Below are 15,761 nucleotides of genomic sequence, written 5' to 3'. Positions count from 1 at the left end.
TCCCCTAACCCCTCCCGCAAGCGGGAGGGGAATCAAGTGACCGCGCCCGTGCTCACCTCCGCACTGTCCCCCGACAGCGAATCCTTCCACGCGAACGCGACCCACAACCGCGCGCTCGCCGAAACCCTCCGCAAGGACGTCGCCCGCACCGCGCTAGGCGGCAACGCCAAGTCCCGCGAGCGCCACACGTCGCGCGGCAAGCTCCTCCCACGCGACCGCGTCGAACGCCTGCTCGACCCCGGCTCGCCGTTCCTCGAAATCGGCCAGCTCGTCGCCAACGGCCTCTACGATGACGAAGTCCCCGGCGCCGGCCTGATCATCGGCATCGGCCGCGTGTCCGGTCGCCAGTGCATGATCGTCTGCAACGACGCGACCGTGAAGGGCGGCACCTACTACCCGCTCACCGTCAAGAAACACCTCCGCGCGCAGGAAATCGCGCAGGAAAATCGGCTCCCCTGCATCTACCTCGTCGACAGCGGCGGCGCCAACCTGCCGCACCAGGCCGAGGTCTTCCCAGACCGCGATCACTTCGGCCGGATATTCTTCAACCAGGCCAACATGTCCGCGCTCGGCATCCCGCAGATCGCCTGCGTCATGGGCAGTTGCACCGCCGGCGGCGCGTACGTCCCCGCAATGTCCGACGAGACGATCATCGTTCGCGGGCAGGGGACGATCTTCCTCGCCGGTCCACCCCTCGTGAAGGCCGCGACCGGCGAAGTCATCTCGGCCGAGGAACTGGGCGGCGCCGACACGCATGGCCGCCGCTCGGGCGTGGTCGATCACGTCGCCGAGAACGATGAGCACGCGCTGACCATCGTCCGCGACATCGTCTCCACCCTGCAACCGCAGGCGCAGACCGCGGTGAACCTCCAGCAGCCCAAGCCGCCGAAGTTCGCCCCCGAAGAGCTGTACGGCATCGTCCCCAGCGACGTCCGCGCGCCCTACGACGTCCACGAAGTCATCGCGCGCCTTGTCGACGGCAGCGAGTTCCATGAGTTCAAGGCACTCTACGGCACCAGCCTCGTCTGCGGGTTCGCCCATATCTGGGGCATCCCCGTCGCGATCCTCGCCAACAACGGCGTGCTCTTCAGCGAGAGCGCACAGAAGGGCGCGCATTTCATCGAGCTCGCCTGCCAGCGCAGAATCCCGCTGCTGTTCCTCCAGAACATCTCGGGCTTCATGGTCGGCGGCAAATACGAGGCGGAAGGCATTGCGAAACATGGCGCAAAGCTCGTCACCGCCGTGGCCACCGCGACCGTCCCGAAGATCACCGTGCTGATCGGCGGCAGCTTCGGCGCGGGCAATTACGGCATGTGCGGCCGCGCCTATTCGCCGCGCTTCCTGTTCACCTGGCCCAACAGCCGGATCAGCGTGATGGGCGGCGAGCAGGCGGCGTCGGTCCTCGCCACCGTCCACCGCGACGCCGACAACTGGACGCCCGAACAGGCCGAAGCCTTCAAGGCACCGGTCCGGCAGAAATACGAGGACGAGGGCAACCCCTGGTACGCCACCGCGCGCCTCTGGGACGACGGCATCATCGATCCCGCCCAAACGCGAGACGTGCTTGGCCTGGCCTTCGCCGCGACGCTCAATGCTCCCATCCCCGAACGCCCCGCGTTCGGCGTGTTCAGGATGTAACCCGATGATCCTGCTGTCACTTCTCCTCGCCGCTGGTCAGATCACCCCGGTCCAGCCGATCGTCAAGGGCACCGGTCTGCCGCCAGCCGCCGCGACCGAGGAAGCCGGCGTCATGGTCCCGATCGATGCGCTCTTCGCCGCGCTCGCCGCCCGCGACGGGCAGGCGATCCTCGCCCAGGTCCGCCCCGAAGGCAGCGCCACCGTCGCCGAGGAAAAGGCCGACGGCACGCGCTCGGTCCGCCGCACCAGCTGGCCCGAGTTCGCCGCATCGATCAAGCCCGGCCCCGAGCGCTACGCCGAGCGCCTGACCGATCCCGCGGTCGACATCGACGGCGACATCGCGATGGTCTGGTCGCCCTACGTCTTCACGATCGACGGCAAGGTCTCGCATTGCGGCACCGACCATTTCGACATGGTCCGCGAAGCCGGCCGCTGGAAGATCGCCAACCTGACTTGGTCGAAGCGCACCACCGGCTGCGTGAACTGACATGGCCTGTCCTACACCGCCCGCATCGGCTTATGCCGGGATGACCATGATGAAACAGTCGATCCTTTCCGCCGATCTTCCTGCCGTCGAGGGGCTTTCGAGCCCGATGTGCACATCGCTGGAGCGTCTGCACTTTGTGCACTTCCGCGGAGCGAATCGATGATCGAGTCCCTCCTGATCGCCAATCGCGGCGAGATCGCCTGCCGCATCATCCGCACCGCAAGGGCGCTCGGCATCCGCACGATCGCGGTCTATTCGGACGCCGACGCGAACGCGCTCCACGTCCGCCAGGCCGACGAAGCCGTGCACATCGGCGCTTCCCCGGCGCGCGAAAGCTACCTCGTCGGCAACCGCATCATCGCCGCCGCGCTCGACACCGGGGCCGAGGCTATCCACCCCGGCTACGGCTTCCTGTCGGAGAACGCCGATTTCGCCCAGGCCGTGCTCGACGCCGGACTGATCTGGGTCGGCCCCAACCCCGACAGCATCCGCGCAATGGGCCTCAAGGACGCCGCCAAACAGCGCATGATCGCCGCCGGCGTACCCGTCACGCCCGGCTATCTCGGTGAGGACCAGTCCCCCGAACGTCTGAAGGCGGAGGCCGATGCGATCGGCTACCCCGTCCTCATCAAGGCGGTCGCCGGCGGCGGCGGCAAGGGTATGCGCCGCGTCGATACGGCCGCCGAGTTCGCTGATGCGCTCGTCTCGTGCCAGCGCGAGGCGGCCTCGTCGTTCGGCAACACCGACGTGCTGATCGAGAAATACATTCTCTCGCCGCGCCATATCGAGGTGCAGGTCTTCGGCGACAGACAGGGCAACGTCGTCCATCTGTTCGAGCGCGACTGCTCGCTCCAGCGCCGCCACCAGAAGGTGATCGAGGAAGCCCCCGCACCGGGCATGGACGCCGCCACCCGCGAAGCGATCTGCGCCGCTGCGGTCAATGCCGCCAAGGCAGTCGATTACGTCGGCGCCGGCACGATCGAGTTCATCGCCGATGCCAGCGAAGGCCTCCGCGCCGACCGCATCTGGTTCATGGAAATGAACACACGGTTGCAGGTCGAGCACCCGGTCACCGAAGAGATCACCGGCCAGGACCTCGTCGAATGGCAACTCCGCGTCGCATCCGGCGAGCGCTTGCCGAAGCGTCAGGACGAACTGGCGATCGACGGCTGGGCGATGGAGGCGCGGCTGTATGCCGAGGACCCGGCCAAGGGGTTCCTGCCGTCGATCGGAACGCTCGAACGATTCGATCTCGGTACCACCGCGCGCGTCGATACCGGGGTAGAGCAGGGCGCTAAAATCTCGCCGTTCTACGACCCGATGATCGCCAAGGTCATCGCCTGGGGCGAAGACAGAGAGACTGCGCGCGAAGCCTTGGCGTATGCGCTCGACGGTGCGGTCGTCTGGCCGGTCCGCTCCAACGCGGGGTTCCTCGTCGAGGCGCTCGACCATCCCGACTTCGTGGCGGGCACGCTCGACACCGGTCTGATCGCGCGCGAAGGCGACGCGCTCATGCCGCCGACGCACCCGACCGAAGAGGCGTTGGCCGACGCGGGCGGCGCGCTCGTATCCGCCGATCCGATCGCCGGCTTCCGCCTCAACGCAGCGCCTCGCCGTAGCGCGACGTTCCTGCTCGACGGTGAACCGGTCGAGGTCGAACTCGACGGACACGCCGGAGCGGCGTCGGTATTCGAAGACGTCCTGATCTCCGAAGCCGGCCAGACCTGGCAGCTCAAGCCTTGGCGCGCATCTGGTGTCGCTGCGGGCGGAGCAGCGGACGGCGCGATCCTGTCGCCAATGCCGGGCCGCATCATCGCCGTCGACGTCGCAGCAGGCGATACCGTCGCCAAGGGCCAGAAGCTCGTCACGCTTGAGGCGATGAAGATGGAGCACTCCCTGACCGCACCGTTCGACGGCATCGTCGCGGACCTCAACGCAATCGAGGGCGGGCAGGTGACCGAGGGCACCATGCTCGTCCGCATCGAAAAGGATTCTTGATGGCCGGCCGCTATTTTGACGACTGGAGCATCGGCGACCGGATCGAACACGAGATCCGCCGCACGGTGACCGAGACGGACAACCTCCTGTTCTCGACGATGACGCACAACCCGCAGCCGCTCCACCTCGACATCGAGGCGGCGAAGGCGAGCGAGTTCGGCCAGATCCTCGTCAACGGCACCTTCACCTTCGCGCTGATGGTCGGGCTGTCGGTCGGCGAGACGACGCTCGGCACGCTCGTCGCGAACCTCGGCTACGACAAGCTGGTGCATCCGAAGCCCGTGTTCATCGGCGACACGATGCGCTGCCAGACCGAAGTTACCGAGCTGAAGTCGAGCAAGTCGCGCCCCAACGCGGGCATCGTCACCTTCACGCACCGGCTGATCAACCAGCGCGACGAGATCGTCTGCCAATGCCTGCGCACCGCCCTGATCGAGCGGCGCGCAAGTCCCCCTCAGTGATTGTCGCGCGGTAGGCCCATCGTCTGCGCGATCCGCTGGTACTTCTCGGCACCTTCGAGGATCGCACCGGTTTCCATCTGGCCGACGGTGGCGCGCTGGATTTCCTGCCAAGGCGTCTGCGAACGCGGATAGGCGTAGCCGCCCGCCTCGGTCAGCGCACGGCGGCGCTCGGCCAGTTCCTCGTCCGAGATCAGCACGTTGGCGCTGCCCTTGGCGAGGTCGATGCGAACCCGGTCGCCGGTCCGGATCAACGCAAGCCCACCCATCGCCGCCGCTTCCGGCGAGGCGTTGAGGATCGAGGGCGATCCGGAGGTCCCCGACTGCCGCCCATCACCGATGCAGGGGAGGGCGTGGACGCCCTCACGGATCAGATACGCCGGCGGCCGCATGTTCACGACCTCGGCCGCACCCGGATACCCGATCGGCCCCGCGCCACGCATGAACAGCAACGTGTCGGTGGTGATCCCGAGCGAAGGATCGTCGATCCGGTGATGATAATCCTCGGGACCGTCGAACACGACCGCGGGGCCCTCGAATGCCTCCAGATCGTCCGGGCTCGACAGATAGCGCTCGCGGAACTCCGGCGAGATCACGCTGGTCTTCATGATCGCCGAATCGAACAGGTTGCCGCGCAACACGATGAAGCCAGCATCCTCAAGCAACGGCGTCGCGAACGGGCGGATGACGCGCTCGTCCTCGATCGTCGCGGTCCGGCAATTGTCGCCGATCGACTTGCCGTTCGCGGTCATCGCGTCCTCGTGGATCAGGCCCTGCTTCATTAGCTCGGCGACCACCGCGGGGACGCCGCCGGCATGATAATAATCTTCGCCGAGATACTCGCCAGCGGGCTGGAGATTGACCATCAGCGGCACCTTGTGGCCGTGCGTCTGCCAGTCGTCGATCGGCAGGTCGACGCCGATGTGACGCGCGATCGCGGCGAGATGGATCGGTGCGTTGGTCGAGCCGCCGATCGCCGAATTGACGACGATCGCGTTGTGGAACGCCTCCTTGGTCAGAATGTCCGATGGCTTCAGATCTTCCGAAACCATGTCGACGATCCGCTTGCCGGTGCGATACGCGACTTCCTGGCGGTCACGGTACGGCGCGGGGATCGCGGCCGAACCGGGCAGCTGCATGCCGAGTGCTTCGGCGAGCGAGTTCATCGTCGTCGCGGTGCCCATCGTGTTGCAATAACCGGTGGACGGCGCCGACGACGCGACGAGCTTGATAAAGCCCTCGTCGTCGATCGCGCCGGTCGCGAGCAGTTCGCGCGCCTTCCAGACGATCGTGCCCGAGCCGGTCCGCTCGCCCTTGTGCCAACCGTTGAGCATCGGCCCGACCGATAACGCGATCGCCGGGATATTGACGGTCGCCGCCGCCATCAGGCAGGCGGGCGTGGTCTTGTCGCAGCCGATCGTCAGCACGACGCCGTCGAGCGGATAGCCGTAGAGGACCTCGACCAGCGCCAGATAGGCGAGGTTGCGGTCGAGCCCGGCGGTCGGGCGCTTGCCGGTTTCCTGGATCGGGTGGACCGGGAATTCCAATGCGATGCCGCCCGCCTCACGGATGCCCTCGCGCAGACGTTCGGCAAGAACGAGGTGGTGGCGGTTACATGGCGACAGGTCGCTGCCGGTCTGCGCGATGCCGATGATCGGCTTGCCCGAGCGCAGTTCTTCGAGGCTCAGCCCGAAGTTCAGATAGCGCTCCAGATAGAGCGCGGTCATGTCGATGTTCTCGGGGTTGTCGAACCACGCGCGCGAGCGGAGCTTTGGCATGTCGGTCATGAGGAGCTTTCTGGAGATCGGATATCAGCGGGCGACGGAAAGGCGGTAGATCATCGCGTGATGATACGGCTTGCCCGGATCGACGCGTGCGGAGACGAAGTTCGGCTTGTTGGGCGCATCGGGGAATTTCTGCGGCTCCAGCGCGATGCCGTCGCCCATCCGGTACAGATGGCCCTTCTTGCCGATGAACGTGCCGTCGAGGAAATTGCCCGTATAGAACTGCACGCCGGGCTCGGTCGTCAGCACTTCGAGCACGCGGCCCGAAACAGGATCCTCCAGCCGCGCGGCCAGTTCGGGCTTGGCGGTCAGCCCCTTGTCGAGCGCGAAATTATGATCGTAGCCATGGCCGTAGCGGATCTGCTGGTCGCGACCGTCGCGGATGCCCTCGCCGACGATGCGGCCGTTCCGGAAATCGAACACCGTGCCGGCGACGGGTTGCAGCGCGCCGGTCGGGATTAGTTTGTCGTCGACCGGCGTGATCGCCTTGGCCGGGATCGTCAGCCGGTGGCCATACGCGCCCATCGCCGAGCCTTCACCGCCGAGATCGAAGATGGCGTGATTGGTCATGTTCACGATCGTCGGCTTGTCGGTCTTCGCGTCATACGCGATGCCGAGATTGCCGGCTTCGTCGAGCGTATAGGTGACGGTGACGTCCAGATTGCCGGGATAGCCGGAATCGCCGTCCGAGCTGCGGTAGCCCAGCACGAGCGTTGCGGTCGGGCCGTTCGTCGCCGAGACGATCTTCCAGGCGACCTTGTCGAAGCCCTTGCCGCCGCCGTGCAGCGAATTGACCTTGTCGTTGAGCGGCAACTGGTACGCCTTGCCATCGAGCGTGAAGCGGCCACCGGCGATGCGATTGGCGAAACGGCCGACCGTCACGCCGAAAAAATTGGGATGATCGACATAGGAGGCGAGATCGTCATAGCCGAGCATCACGTCGGCGATCTTGCCGTTGCGGTCCGGGCCCATCAGCGATTGCAGCGTGGCGCCGTACGACAGGATGCGTGCGGATACGCCATGTGCGTTGCTGAGCGTCACGGCCTCGATCGCGGTACCGTCCTTGAGCGTACCGGCAGGCGCGCGCTTCGCCTCTGCCGCGTCGGCTGCGTGCGCCGAAAGCGCTGCCAGCAAGGTTGCCACGATGATCCCCGACTTTGTGATTGCGCGCATTCCGGTTCCCCTCCTTATTCGTCCGACGCCGTTGACGCGCCTTGTATGGCTATATAGTCGGACAATATATTTCTGGGCAAGCCTTGCGGGAAAAGACTGTTGCAGTCACCGACAGGGCACGGAGGATGAAACGACTATGGCGATGCCGATACAGACGCAAAAGCCCGTTGACGCTGGAGTGGTGCATGACGCGGGAGGCGCTCCGAGCTATCGATCCGCGCTCACGTTGCTCGCCAGCCTGTTCTTCATGTGGGGCTTCATCACGGTCATCAACAACACGCTGCTGCCGCACCTGCGCAGCGTGTTCGACCTCAGCTATACGCAGACGACGCTGATCGAGAGCGTCTGGTTCATCGCTTATTTCTTCGCCTCGATTCCGTCGGCCAAGCTGATCGAGCGGGTCGGCTATCAGCGCGCGATGGTGTTCGGGCTCGGCCTGATGGCGGTCGGCGCATTGATGATGGTGCCCGCCGCGCGGCTGCCCTCCTACGGCGTCACGCTGGTCGCGCTGTTCGTGATCGCTAGTGGCATCACGCTGCTGCAGGTTGCGGCGAATCCCTACGTCGCCGTCGTCGGTCCGCCTGAGACCGCGTCGTCGCGGCTGAACCTAGTGCAGGCGTTCAATTCGGCGGGTGCGACACTCGCGCCGCTGTTCGGCGGGTATCTGATCCTGGGTCGTTCGACCTCCGGCACGGCCGCCGCCGGTTCAACCGCGGTGCTGACGCAGGCCGAGCGGATTGCCGACGCGCAGTCGGTGGTGCTGCCCTATCTAATCGTCGCGGCCGTGCTGGTCGTGCTGGCGATCGTGATCGCGCGCTTCCCGCTGCCGGCGATGGGGTCTTCGACGCAGCGTTCGGCGAAGGCGGATCGCAAGGGCCAGTCGCTCTGGTCGCATCGCAACCTCGTCTTCGGCATCCCGGCGATCTTCATTTATCTGATAGCCGAAATCGGTGTCGCCAACCTGTTCATCAACTTCGTCAGCCAGCCGAACATCGGCAACCTGACGCACGAACAGGCATCGCATTACCTGTTCATCCTGTGGGGCGGGATGATGGTCGGCCGACTGATCGGCAGCGTCGTGATGCGCACGATCCCTGCCGAGCGCGTGCTGGCGTTTGCGAGCATCGGTGCCTGCGTCGTGATGCTTATCGCGACCTTCACCACAGGGCACGTCGCGATGTGGGCGCTGATCTCCGTCGGTCTGTTCCACTCGATCATGTTCCCGACGATCTTTACGCTCGGGATCAAGGGGCTTGGGCCGTTGACCGAGGAAGGGTCGGGCCTGCTGATCATGGCGATCGCTGGCGGCGCGCTGGTCATCGTCCAGGGCTGGCTTGCAGATACCTACGGTCTCCAGAACTCGTTCCTGCTGACCGCGGCGTGCGAACTCTACGTGTTGTTCTACGCGGTGTGGGGATCGCGGACGACCAATGCGTTGCCGGAGCAAACGGCGCGCTAATCTGCCAAAACTTTCAGATCGTCGTGGTCTGACAATTAACCGATCAATTGGGATCTCTTGCGTAGTTGAGCAAGGTTGAAAGTAGCACGATCGGCATCGCTAGCGGCTGTAATCAGTCCGAGTAATAGGGTATGCCCTCCGCCCGTCAGCAGGAGAAGTAGAAGTGACCAGTTTGCGCCTATTGCAGCATCGCGCAGCGGACGGCACGCGGTCGGTGATCGCCGCTACCGACAAGGGCGCAAGCCTCGTCCCGGGCGTGGACAGCGTCCGCGAACTTGCAGCGCGCGCGATCGCGGCGGGCACCGATCTTGCGACGGCGGTTCGGGCTTGCGGGACCGGCGCGGCAGTCGACATCGCCGCCGAACTTGCCGCCGGCCGCCTGCTGTCGCCGATCGATCATGGCGATCCCGCACATCTCATCATGACCGGCACCGGACTGACGCATCTCGGCTCTGCGGAAGGGCGCGACAAGATGCACCGCGCTGCGGCCGCGGCCGAAACGCTGACGGATTCGATGCGCATGTTTCTCGACGGCGTTGCAGGCGGCAAGCCCGCGGCGGGCGAGACGGGTCAGCAGCCCGAATGGTTCTTCAAGGGCGACGGATCGGGTCTCGTCGGGCCCGGCGGCGCACTTACCAGCCCGGCGTTCGCGCAAGACGGCGGCGAGGAGCCCGAGCTCGCCGGCATCTACCTGATCGGCCCGGACGGTACGCCGTTCCGCCTTGGCCTCTGTCTCGCCAACGAGTTCAGCGATCACGTGACCGAGCGGCATAATTACCTCTGGCTCGCGCATTCTAAGCTGCGTCAGGCGGCGCTGGGTCCGGAATTGCTGACCGGCCCAATTCCCGACCATGTCGAGGGCATGAGCCGCATCCACCGCGACGATGCGTTGCTTTGGGAAAAGCCGTTTCTCTCGGGGGAGGCGAACATGTCGCACACGATTGCTAATCTCGAGGCGCATCACTTCAAATACGACCTATTTCGCCGGCCCGGCGACGTCCACGTCCATTTCTTCGGGACGGCGACGTTGTCGTTCAGCGAAGGCGTGACAACGCAGGAGGGCGATGTGTTCGAGATCGAGGCGGCGCCGTTCACGCTGCCGCTCCGCAACACGCTGGCCAAGGCGGCGGCGTCGCCGGTCGTCGTCCGCACGCTGTGAAATCAGCCGCGCTGGGGCAGTGTCAGACGGACTAGCAGGCCGCCGAGGACGGGGGAACGGTCGAGCGTCACCGTGCCCCCGTTCAGTTCGGCGAGTTCGCGCGTGATCGACAGTCCGAAGCCGTGACCGTCGCCGCGTTCGTCGAGACGACGGCCGGGCAGGACCGCTTGCGCCATTGCCGTGTCGTCGAGACCTTGACCGTCGTCGGCAATCTCAAGCGTGACGGTGCCGTCGATTGGGTTCGCAGTGATCGAAACCGCAGCGCGCGCGTGACGCCAGGCGTTGTCGAGGAGGTTGCCGACCATCTCGTCGAGATCCTGCGGATCGATTGCGACGGCAAGGTTGTCGGGAATCGTGATGTCGACCGTCATCGGGCGATCGGCGTGGATGCGACGCAACACCCCGACGAGATCGGCAACGGCGGGTGCGATCGGCGTCCGGGTGCGCGCGCCGCCGGTCACATCCGCGCGAGCGCGACCGAGGTGATGGCGGACTCGCCGATCGATCTGGTCGACCATGTCGCGGACGTCTGCGTCGGCGTTCGCTTCGGCGAGCTTGAGCGAAAGCGCGGCGAGGGGGGTCTTCAGCCCGTGCGCAAGGTTGGCGACGTGTTGACGGGCGTGCGCCAGCCCGGCCGCGTTCTGGTCGATCAGTGCATTGAGTTCCGCGACGAGCGGTTGCAATTCCCCGGGCTGGTCGTCGGGGACGTGGCGCTCGGTGCCGGCGCGAACGGCGGCGAGCGAGGTGCGGAGATCGCGCAGGGGGCGCAGGCCGAAGCGCAACTGCACCAGCGTCGCCAGCGCAAGACCGACGCCAAGCAAGGCGAGCGAGCCGAGCAGCGGGATCATCGCCTCGCGCAACGGTTCCTCGACGATCCGGCGCGGGCCGATCGCTGTGATCGTCACCGTGCCGCGCGGCGTGGCGACCTCCATGGTTCGCAAGTGGAGCCGCTCGCCGCTCCGGTCGCGTGCTTCGCCAGGGTGGATTTGACGGTCTTCGTGCCCGCCGGGGCCGGGTGGAAGTGGGCGCTCGTCATTGCGAGGTCGACCGGGCGGTGGCGGTGGAATGGTTGGGGCTGGCTTTGAAACGGTTGGGGGCGGGGTAGTGCCGCTATCGAAGCGACCGGCGGGACCTTCGACCTGCCATGACCAGTCGGACCCGGGTTCGCCGAACTCGGGCAGGTCGATCGCGCGCGTGCGGTCAAGCGTGGCATCGGGGCGGACCCCGCGCGCGAGCACCGCGACCTGCGCGTCGAGGCGCTCGTCGAGTCCGCGGGTGACGAAGCGTTCGAGGACGTGGCCGATCGTGACGCCGGCGAACAGGAGCGCGATTCCGGTCGACAGCGCGGCGATCGCGAGCATGCGGCCGAAGAGGGAGCGGGGGATGAGGCGGAGGCGGGTCATCGCCGGCTTCGCGCGCTGGTGTCGAGCGAACGGCCCGTCACATACCACCCCGGCGAAGGCCGGGGCCCAATTGGAGAGGTTTCGATTATGATGGACGACGCGCCATTACTGTTCTTCCCCAATTGGGCCCCGGCCTTCGCCGGGGTGGTGCTGTGGTGCTGATGATGGGTTTGCGTCTTCGCCATCACGATCCATCCGCCGTCAGCCGATACCCGCGGCCGCGGACCGTCTCGATCATCTGGGCGCCGATCTTCCGCCGCAACCGGCCGATGATCACCTCGATCGAGTTCGAGTCGACATCCGCATCGCCCTCGTAGACGCGCTCGGTCAGGTCGGCGCGTTCGATCACCACTTCACGGCGGAGCATCAGTGCCGACAGCACGCGCCATTCGAACGCGGTCAGCTTCAATGGCAGGCCGTCACGCTCGAACGTGCCGAGTTGCGCGTCGAACGTCAGCGGTCCGCACGTGACGCGCGATGCGGCGTGACCGGCCGCGCGACGGACCAGCGCGCGTAATCGCATCACGACCTCCTCGACGCGGAACGGCTTCACGACATAATCGTCGGCGCCGGCCTTGAAGCCCTCGACCTTTTCCGACCAGCCGTCGCGCGCTGTTAGGATCAGTACGGGCAGGTCGCGTCCCGCGGCGCGCCAGTCGCGCAAGAGCGACAGGCCGTCGCGCTTGGGCAGGCCGAGATCCAGAACCGCTGCGTCATACAATTCGGTGGCGCCGAGATGCCCGCCATCCTCGCCGTTGCTCGCGACGTCGACCGCGAAATGCTCCGCGCGCAATGCCCGCGCCAGCCCTTCGGCGATCGCCGCATCGTCCTCGACCAATAATACCCGCATGCGCATGTCCCTATGTTCGAGACCCCAACGGAATCTGAACGGCTTGGTTCAGCGTGCGTCGGCGGCGCGCGCCTAGACAGTGATTCGTCAACCAATGAGAGGAACGACGCAATGACCGAACATTCCCACGGCGCGCCGAACAAGCGCTTCAATCTCCGCCGCAACCGCCTGGCACTCGCCGCGGCCGGCCTGCTCGTCGTCGGCGGGGCAGCCGGCGCCGTCACCGTCGCCGCGACCCGCCCGAGCGTGACGATGGCGCCCGCCACGCCAACCGCGATCCGTTCGCTTCAGTCGGACGGCATCGTCACGATCCGCGGCACGGTCGCGGAGACATACGGCAACAAGTTCGTGATGGCCGACCGCACCGGCCGCGCGCTTGTCGATCTCGGTCGTGAAGGCGATGGCAGCAATCTGGTCGCGGCCGGCCAGCCGGTGACGATCCAGGGTCGGTTCGAGGATGGCTTCGTCCACGCCTCGTTCCTGGTCGCGCCCGGCGGCAAGGTAACGGCACTGGGCCCGGTCGGCGGCCCGCCGCGTGGCCCGCATGGTCCCGGTGGCCCTGGTCGTGACGGCCCCGGTGGCCCGGGCGGTCCGGGCGGTCCGGGGGCTCCCCCGCCGCCGCCAGCCGGTATGGCTCCTCCGCCGCCAGCGGGCGTGGCACCGCCGCCGCCGATCGCTCCGGGTGCTCTCGCTCCCGCGCCGGGTGCTGCTCCCGTCGGTGCGCTCCCAAGCGCGCCAGCCCGACAGGCTAATGCGGCGACCTGACGCCGTTCGCCGCACCACGGCGATCTGACACTAGCGCGGGGCCGGTATCATGCCGGTTCCGCGTTATCGTCGTATTGGTGCGGGCTGGAGCTGTTGACGGCGCAGCACCGGTTCGGGCGAGCGGACCCAGTAGCGGCCGGTCACGACCAGGGGCAGCGCGAGCAGCAGGCCTGCGCCGACATCCCAGACGCCGTCGCCGATCAGACCTGCGCCGAGCCCCGCGACGGTCGACACGCCGAGCAGGATCGGCAGCGCAAAGATCTGGCCGTTGGTCTTGTGAGTCATGCGATTTCTCCCGCCATCACGACTTCGCGGACGCGCTGGTCGCTCGGACCGCCGCGACGACGCAGCCAAAGATACAGCCCGCTGCCGAGCACGATGATCGTCAATATGTCGAAGAGCGCCCAAATGATCTTCATCGCGAGGCCGCCGTAGTTCCCGAAATGCAGCGGCTGTGCGAGCAGCATCGCCTGCATGTACCACGGCATCGGCACGACCGCGTCTAGCCGTCCGGTCGCGGCATCGACGAAGCCGGGCAGCAACATCTTCGACGTCAGCGGCGTCGCGCCCTTGAGGAAGACAGCGTAGTGATGGTGGCTGCTGAAGACGACGCCGGGGAAGGCGATGAACTGCGGCTTCATCTCGGGCGCCTCGCGCTGCACCTCGTCGAGCGCGGCCTGAACCGAGGCGCGCTGGGGCCCGAGCGGCGTGCGCGTCTCGCTGGCGCTGATCTCGGCGAGGCCGTTCGACTTCCAGATAGCAGTGATCGGCACGACGAAAGTGTTGATCGTCCCCGTCACGCCGACGACGCTCGCCCAGGCGAGCGTGACGATCCCGAGAAGGTTGTGGCGATCGAGCCAGCCGAGCCGCTTGCTGCGCCCGCGACGCAACGTGCCGAAGTCGAGCTTGGCCATGAACGGGGCGTAGAGCACGACGCCCGATACGATCGCGGCGAAGAATAGCAGGCCCATTACGCCCAGGAAGATTTCCGCCCAGAAGCCGAGGAACATATCGGTGTGGAGCTTCAGGATGAACGCCATCACGCCAGGGACATAAGGGGGCATCTTAGCACCGGTGCGCGCGTCGAACGCGAGGAAGTGCATCGCTGCGGGGGCTGCGTCGGGCGTCGGGCCGGTCGTCACGTAGACGATCGGGCGCTCGTCGTCGAAGCTGATGTAGAGAGGAATTTCGCCGGGGGCGGCCTTCGCAGCGCGGCCGAGAATGGCGTCGAGCGACAGCGACGGTGTGTTGGCTGGCAGCGTCGCCATCGGCGCGGGCGGGTCGAGCCAGCCGTCGATTTCCTCGTCGAAGATCAGCGGCAGGCCGGTCACGCAGAGCATCAGCAGGAACGCGGTGCAGATCAGGCTCGTCCATTTGTGGACGAGATACCATGTCTTGATCGTGCCGCGTGTCATGCGCGGGGAGCGGTTTCGATGAGGGGTATGATCTGTCGGGCGCGCACCGCCACACAGGTACAGATTTGATAACGATGTGCAATAGCGACGTTAGCGCGGGCTCCGTCAACTGATCCTCCCCCGCCAGGGGAGGTGGCTAGCGCTTGCCAGACGGAGGGGGGGGAAAGGGTAACCGCTGTTGCGCGTTCCTCCCCCTCCGTCACCTGCGGTGCCACCTCCCCTTGCGGGGGAGGATTAGGGGGTCAGGCTACGCCGGCGCCGCCGGTGACGCCGTAGACTTCGCCCGTGATGTAGCTGCCCTCCTGCGAGGCGAGTAGGACATATACCGGCGCGATCTCGACGGGCTGGCCCGGACGGCCGAACTGGCTCTTCGACCCGAACGTCTCGACCGATGCTTGTGGCTGGCCGCCGCTGGGCTGAAGCACCGTCCAGAACGGGCCCGGCGCGACGACATTGGCGCGTATGCCCTTCTCGATCAGCTGCTTGGCGAGACCCTTGGTATACGCGACGATCGCTGCCTTGGTGGTCGCATAGTCGAGCAGATTGTCCGACGGATCATAGCCCTGCACGGAAGCGGTCGTGACCACCGCCGCGCCGACCGGCAGATGCGGGACGGCGGCCTGCACGAACCAGTGCAGCGCATAGACGTTGGTCTTCATCGTCTGATCGAAATCGTCGGTCGAGATATCGGCGACGGTCGGCCGGGTCTGCTGACGTCCGGCGTTGACGACCAGCACGTCGAGGCCGCCGAACGCATCGACCGTCTGCTGGACTGCGGCGCGACAGAACGACTCGTTCTTCACATCGCCCGGCAGCGCTAGGGCCTTGCGCCCCTCGGCCTCGATCAGCGCGACGACTTCCTTCGCATCGGCCTCTTCGGCAGGGAGGTAGACGATCGCGACATCGGCCCCTTCACGCGCATAGGCGATCGCGGCGGCGCGGCCGATGCCGCTGTCGCCGCCGGTGATGAGCGCCTTGCGCCCGTCCAGCTTGCCCGAGCCCTTGTAGCTGGTCTCCCCGTGATCGGGCTTCGGGTCCATCTTCGACGCGATGCCCGGCGCTTCCTGCGGCTGCTGCGGGAAGGGGGGCTGCGGATACTGCGTGCGGGGATCCTGCATGGTGAGGCGGTCGGCCATGGGTTGCTCCTGTGAAGATTGAGCAGGGGCAACCCA

14 protein-coding genes are annotated in these 15,761 nt (G+C 66.4%); 7 read left to right on the top strand and 7 right to left on the bottom strand.

Going from position 1 to position 15,761, the window contains the following annotated elements:
* Positions 1 to 36: 36 nt before the first annotated feature.
* The 4 genes from C8J39_RS03450 (at position 37) to C8J39_RS03435 (ending at position 4,584) form a co-directional block, all read left to right on the top strand.
* The gene (locus C8J39_RS03450; RefSeq protein WP_120299284.1) at positions 37 to 1,638 is read left to right on the top strand and encodes a carboxyl transferase domain-containing protein; all 1,602 of its coding nucleotides are present in this window, start codon (positions 37 to 39) and stop codon (positions 1,636 to 1,638) included.
* 4 nt (positions 1,639 to 1,642) lie between these two features.
* Entirely contained in the window at positions 1,643 to 2,125 is a 483-nt protein-coding gene (locus C8J39_RS03445; RefSeq protein WP_120299283.1) for a nuclear transport factor 2 family protein, read from the top strand.
* Between the two features lie 159 nt (positions 2,126 to 2,284).
* A complete protein-coding gene (locus tag C8J39_RS03440; protein ID WP_120299282.1) occupies positions 2,285 to 4,123 on the top strand; it encodes an acetyl/propionyl/methylcrotonyl-CoA carboxylase subunit alpha in 1,839 nt (612 codons plus the stop codon).
* The gene (locus tag C8J39_RS03435; protein ID WP_120299281.1) at positions 4,123 to 4,584 is read left to right on the top strand and encodes a MaoC family dehydratase; all 462 of its coding nucleotides are present in this window, start codon (positions 4,123 to 4,125) and stop codon (positions 4,582 to 4,584) included. Before C8J39_RS03440 ends, C8J39_RS03435 begins: the two co-directional genes overlap by 1 nt.
* On the opposite strand, the gene C8J39_RS03430 is transcribed toward C8J39_RS03435, so the two are convergent.
* Together C8J39_RS03430 and C8J39_RS03425 are read right to left on the bottom strand one after the other, a co-directional pair.
* Positions 4,578 to 6,368, bottom strand: coding sequence for an IlvD/Edd family dehydratase (locus C8J39_RS03430; protein WP_120299280.1), 1,791 nt, complete (start codon positions 6,366 to 6,368; stop codon positions 4,578 to 4,580). The genes C8J39_RS03435 and C8J39_RS03430 overlap by 7 nt on opposite strands.
* A 24-nt stretch (positions 6,369 to 6,392) precedes the next feature.
* Entirely contained in the window at positions 6,393 to 7,538 is a 1,146-nt protein-coding gene (locus C8J39_RS03425) for an aldose epimerase family protein (RefSeq protein WP_120299279.1), read from the bottom strand.
* Positions 7,539 to 7,674: 136 nt separating this feature from the next.
* Here C8J39_RS03425 and C8J39_RS03420 point away from each other — a divergent pair, with 136 nt between their 5' ends.
* Positions 7,675 to 8,997 (top strand): sugar MFS transporter, encoded by a 1,323-nt coding sequence (locus C8J39_RS03420; protein WP_120299278.1) that lies wholly within the window; start codon positions 7,675 to 7,677, stop codon positions 8,995 to 8,997.
* Between the two features lie 163 nt (positions 8,998 to 9,160).
* A complete protein-coding gene (araD1, locus tag C8J39_RS03415) occupies positions 9,161 to 10,156 on the top strand; it encodes an AraD1 family protein (RefSeq protein WP_120299277.1) in 996 nt (331 codons plus the stop codon).
* A gap of 2 nt (positions 10,157 to 10,158) precedes the next feature.
* Here araD1 and C8J39_RS03410 read toward each other — a convergent pair whose 3' ends face one another.
* Positions 10,159 to 11,559, bottom strand: coding sequence for a HAMP domain-containing sensor histidine kinase (locus C8J39_RS03410; RefSeq protein WP_120299276.1), 1,401 nt, complete (start codon positions 11,557 to 11,559; stop codon positions 10,159 to 10,161).
* Positions 11,560 to 11,743: 184 nt separating this feature from the next.
* A complete protein-coding gene (locus C8J39_RS03405) occupies positions 11,744 to 12,409 on the bottom strand; it encodes a response regulator transcription factor (RefSeq protein ID WP_120299706.1) in 666 nt (221 codons plus the stop codon).
* Between the two features lie 111 nt (positions 12,410 to 12,520).
* Between C8J39_RS03405 and C8J39_RS18630 the strand changes: the two genes are divergently transcribed.
* Positions 12,521 to 13,174 (top strand): hypothetical protein, encoded by a 654-nt coding sequence (locus tag C8J39_RS18630; protein ID WP_183037925.1) that lies wholly within the window; start codon positions 12,521 to 12,523, stop codon positions 13,172 to 13,174.
* 63 nt (positions 13,175 to 13,237) lie between these two features.
* Here the strand turns inward: C8J39_RS18630 and C8J39_RS03395 are convergent, their stop codons facing one another.
* The 3 genes from C8J39_RS03395 to C8J39_RS03385 all read right to left on the bottom strand — a co-directional run bounded on the left by C8J39_RS03395 (position 13,238) and on the right by C8J39_RS03385 (position 15,725).
* Positions 13,238 to 13,459, bottom strand: coding sequence for a hypothetical protein (locus C8J39_RS03395; RefSeq protein WP_120299275.1), 222 nt, complete (start codon positions 13,457 to 13,459; stop codon positions 13,238 to 13,240).
* The gene (locus tag C8J39_RS03390) at positions 13,456 to 14,589 is read right to left on the bottom strand and encodes a PepSY domain-containing protein (protein ID WP_120299274.1); all 1,134 of its coding nucleotides are present in this window, start codon (positions 14,587 to 14,589) and stop codon (positions 13,456 to 13,458) included. Before C8J39_RS03390 ends, C8J39_RS03395 begins: the two co-directional genes overlap by 4 nt.
* A 242-nt stretch (positions 14,590 to 14,831) precedes the next feature.
* Entirely contained in the window at positions 14,832 to 15,725 is an 894-nt protein-coding gene (locus C8J39_RS03385; protein WP_120299273.1) for an SDR family oxidoreductase, read from the bottom strand.
* Between the last annotated feature and the right edge of the window lie 36 nt (positions 15,726 to 15,761).

The organism is Sphingomonas sp. PP-CC-1A-547, from assembly GCF_003610375.1.
GTDB lineage: Bacteria > Pseudomonadota > Alphaproteobacteria > Sphingomonadales > Sphingomonadaceae > Sphingomonas.
The sequence above is the reverse complement of the archived record's forward strand: the minus strand, read 5'-3'. Positions and strand labels throughout refer to the sequence as shown.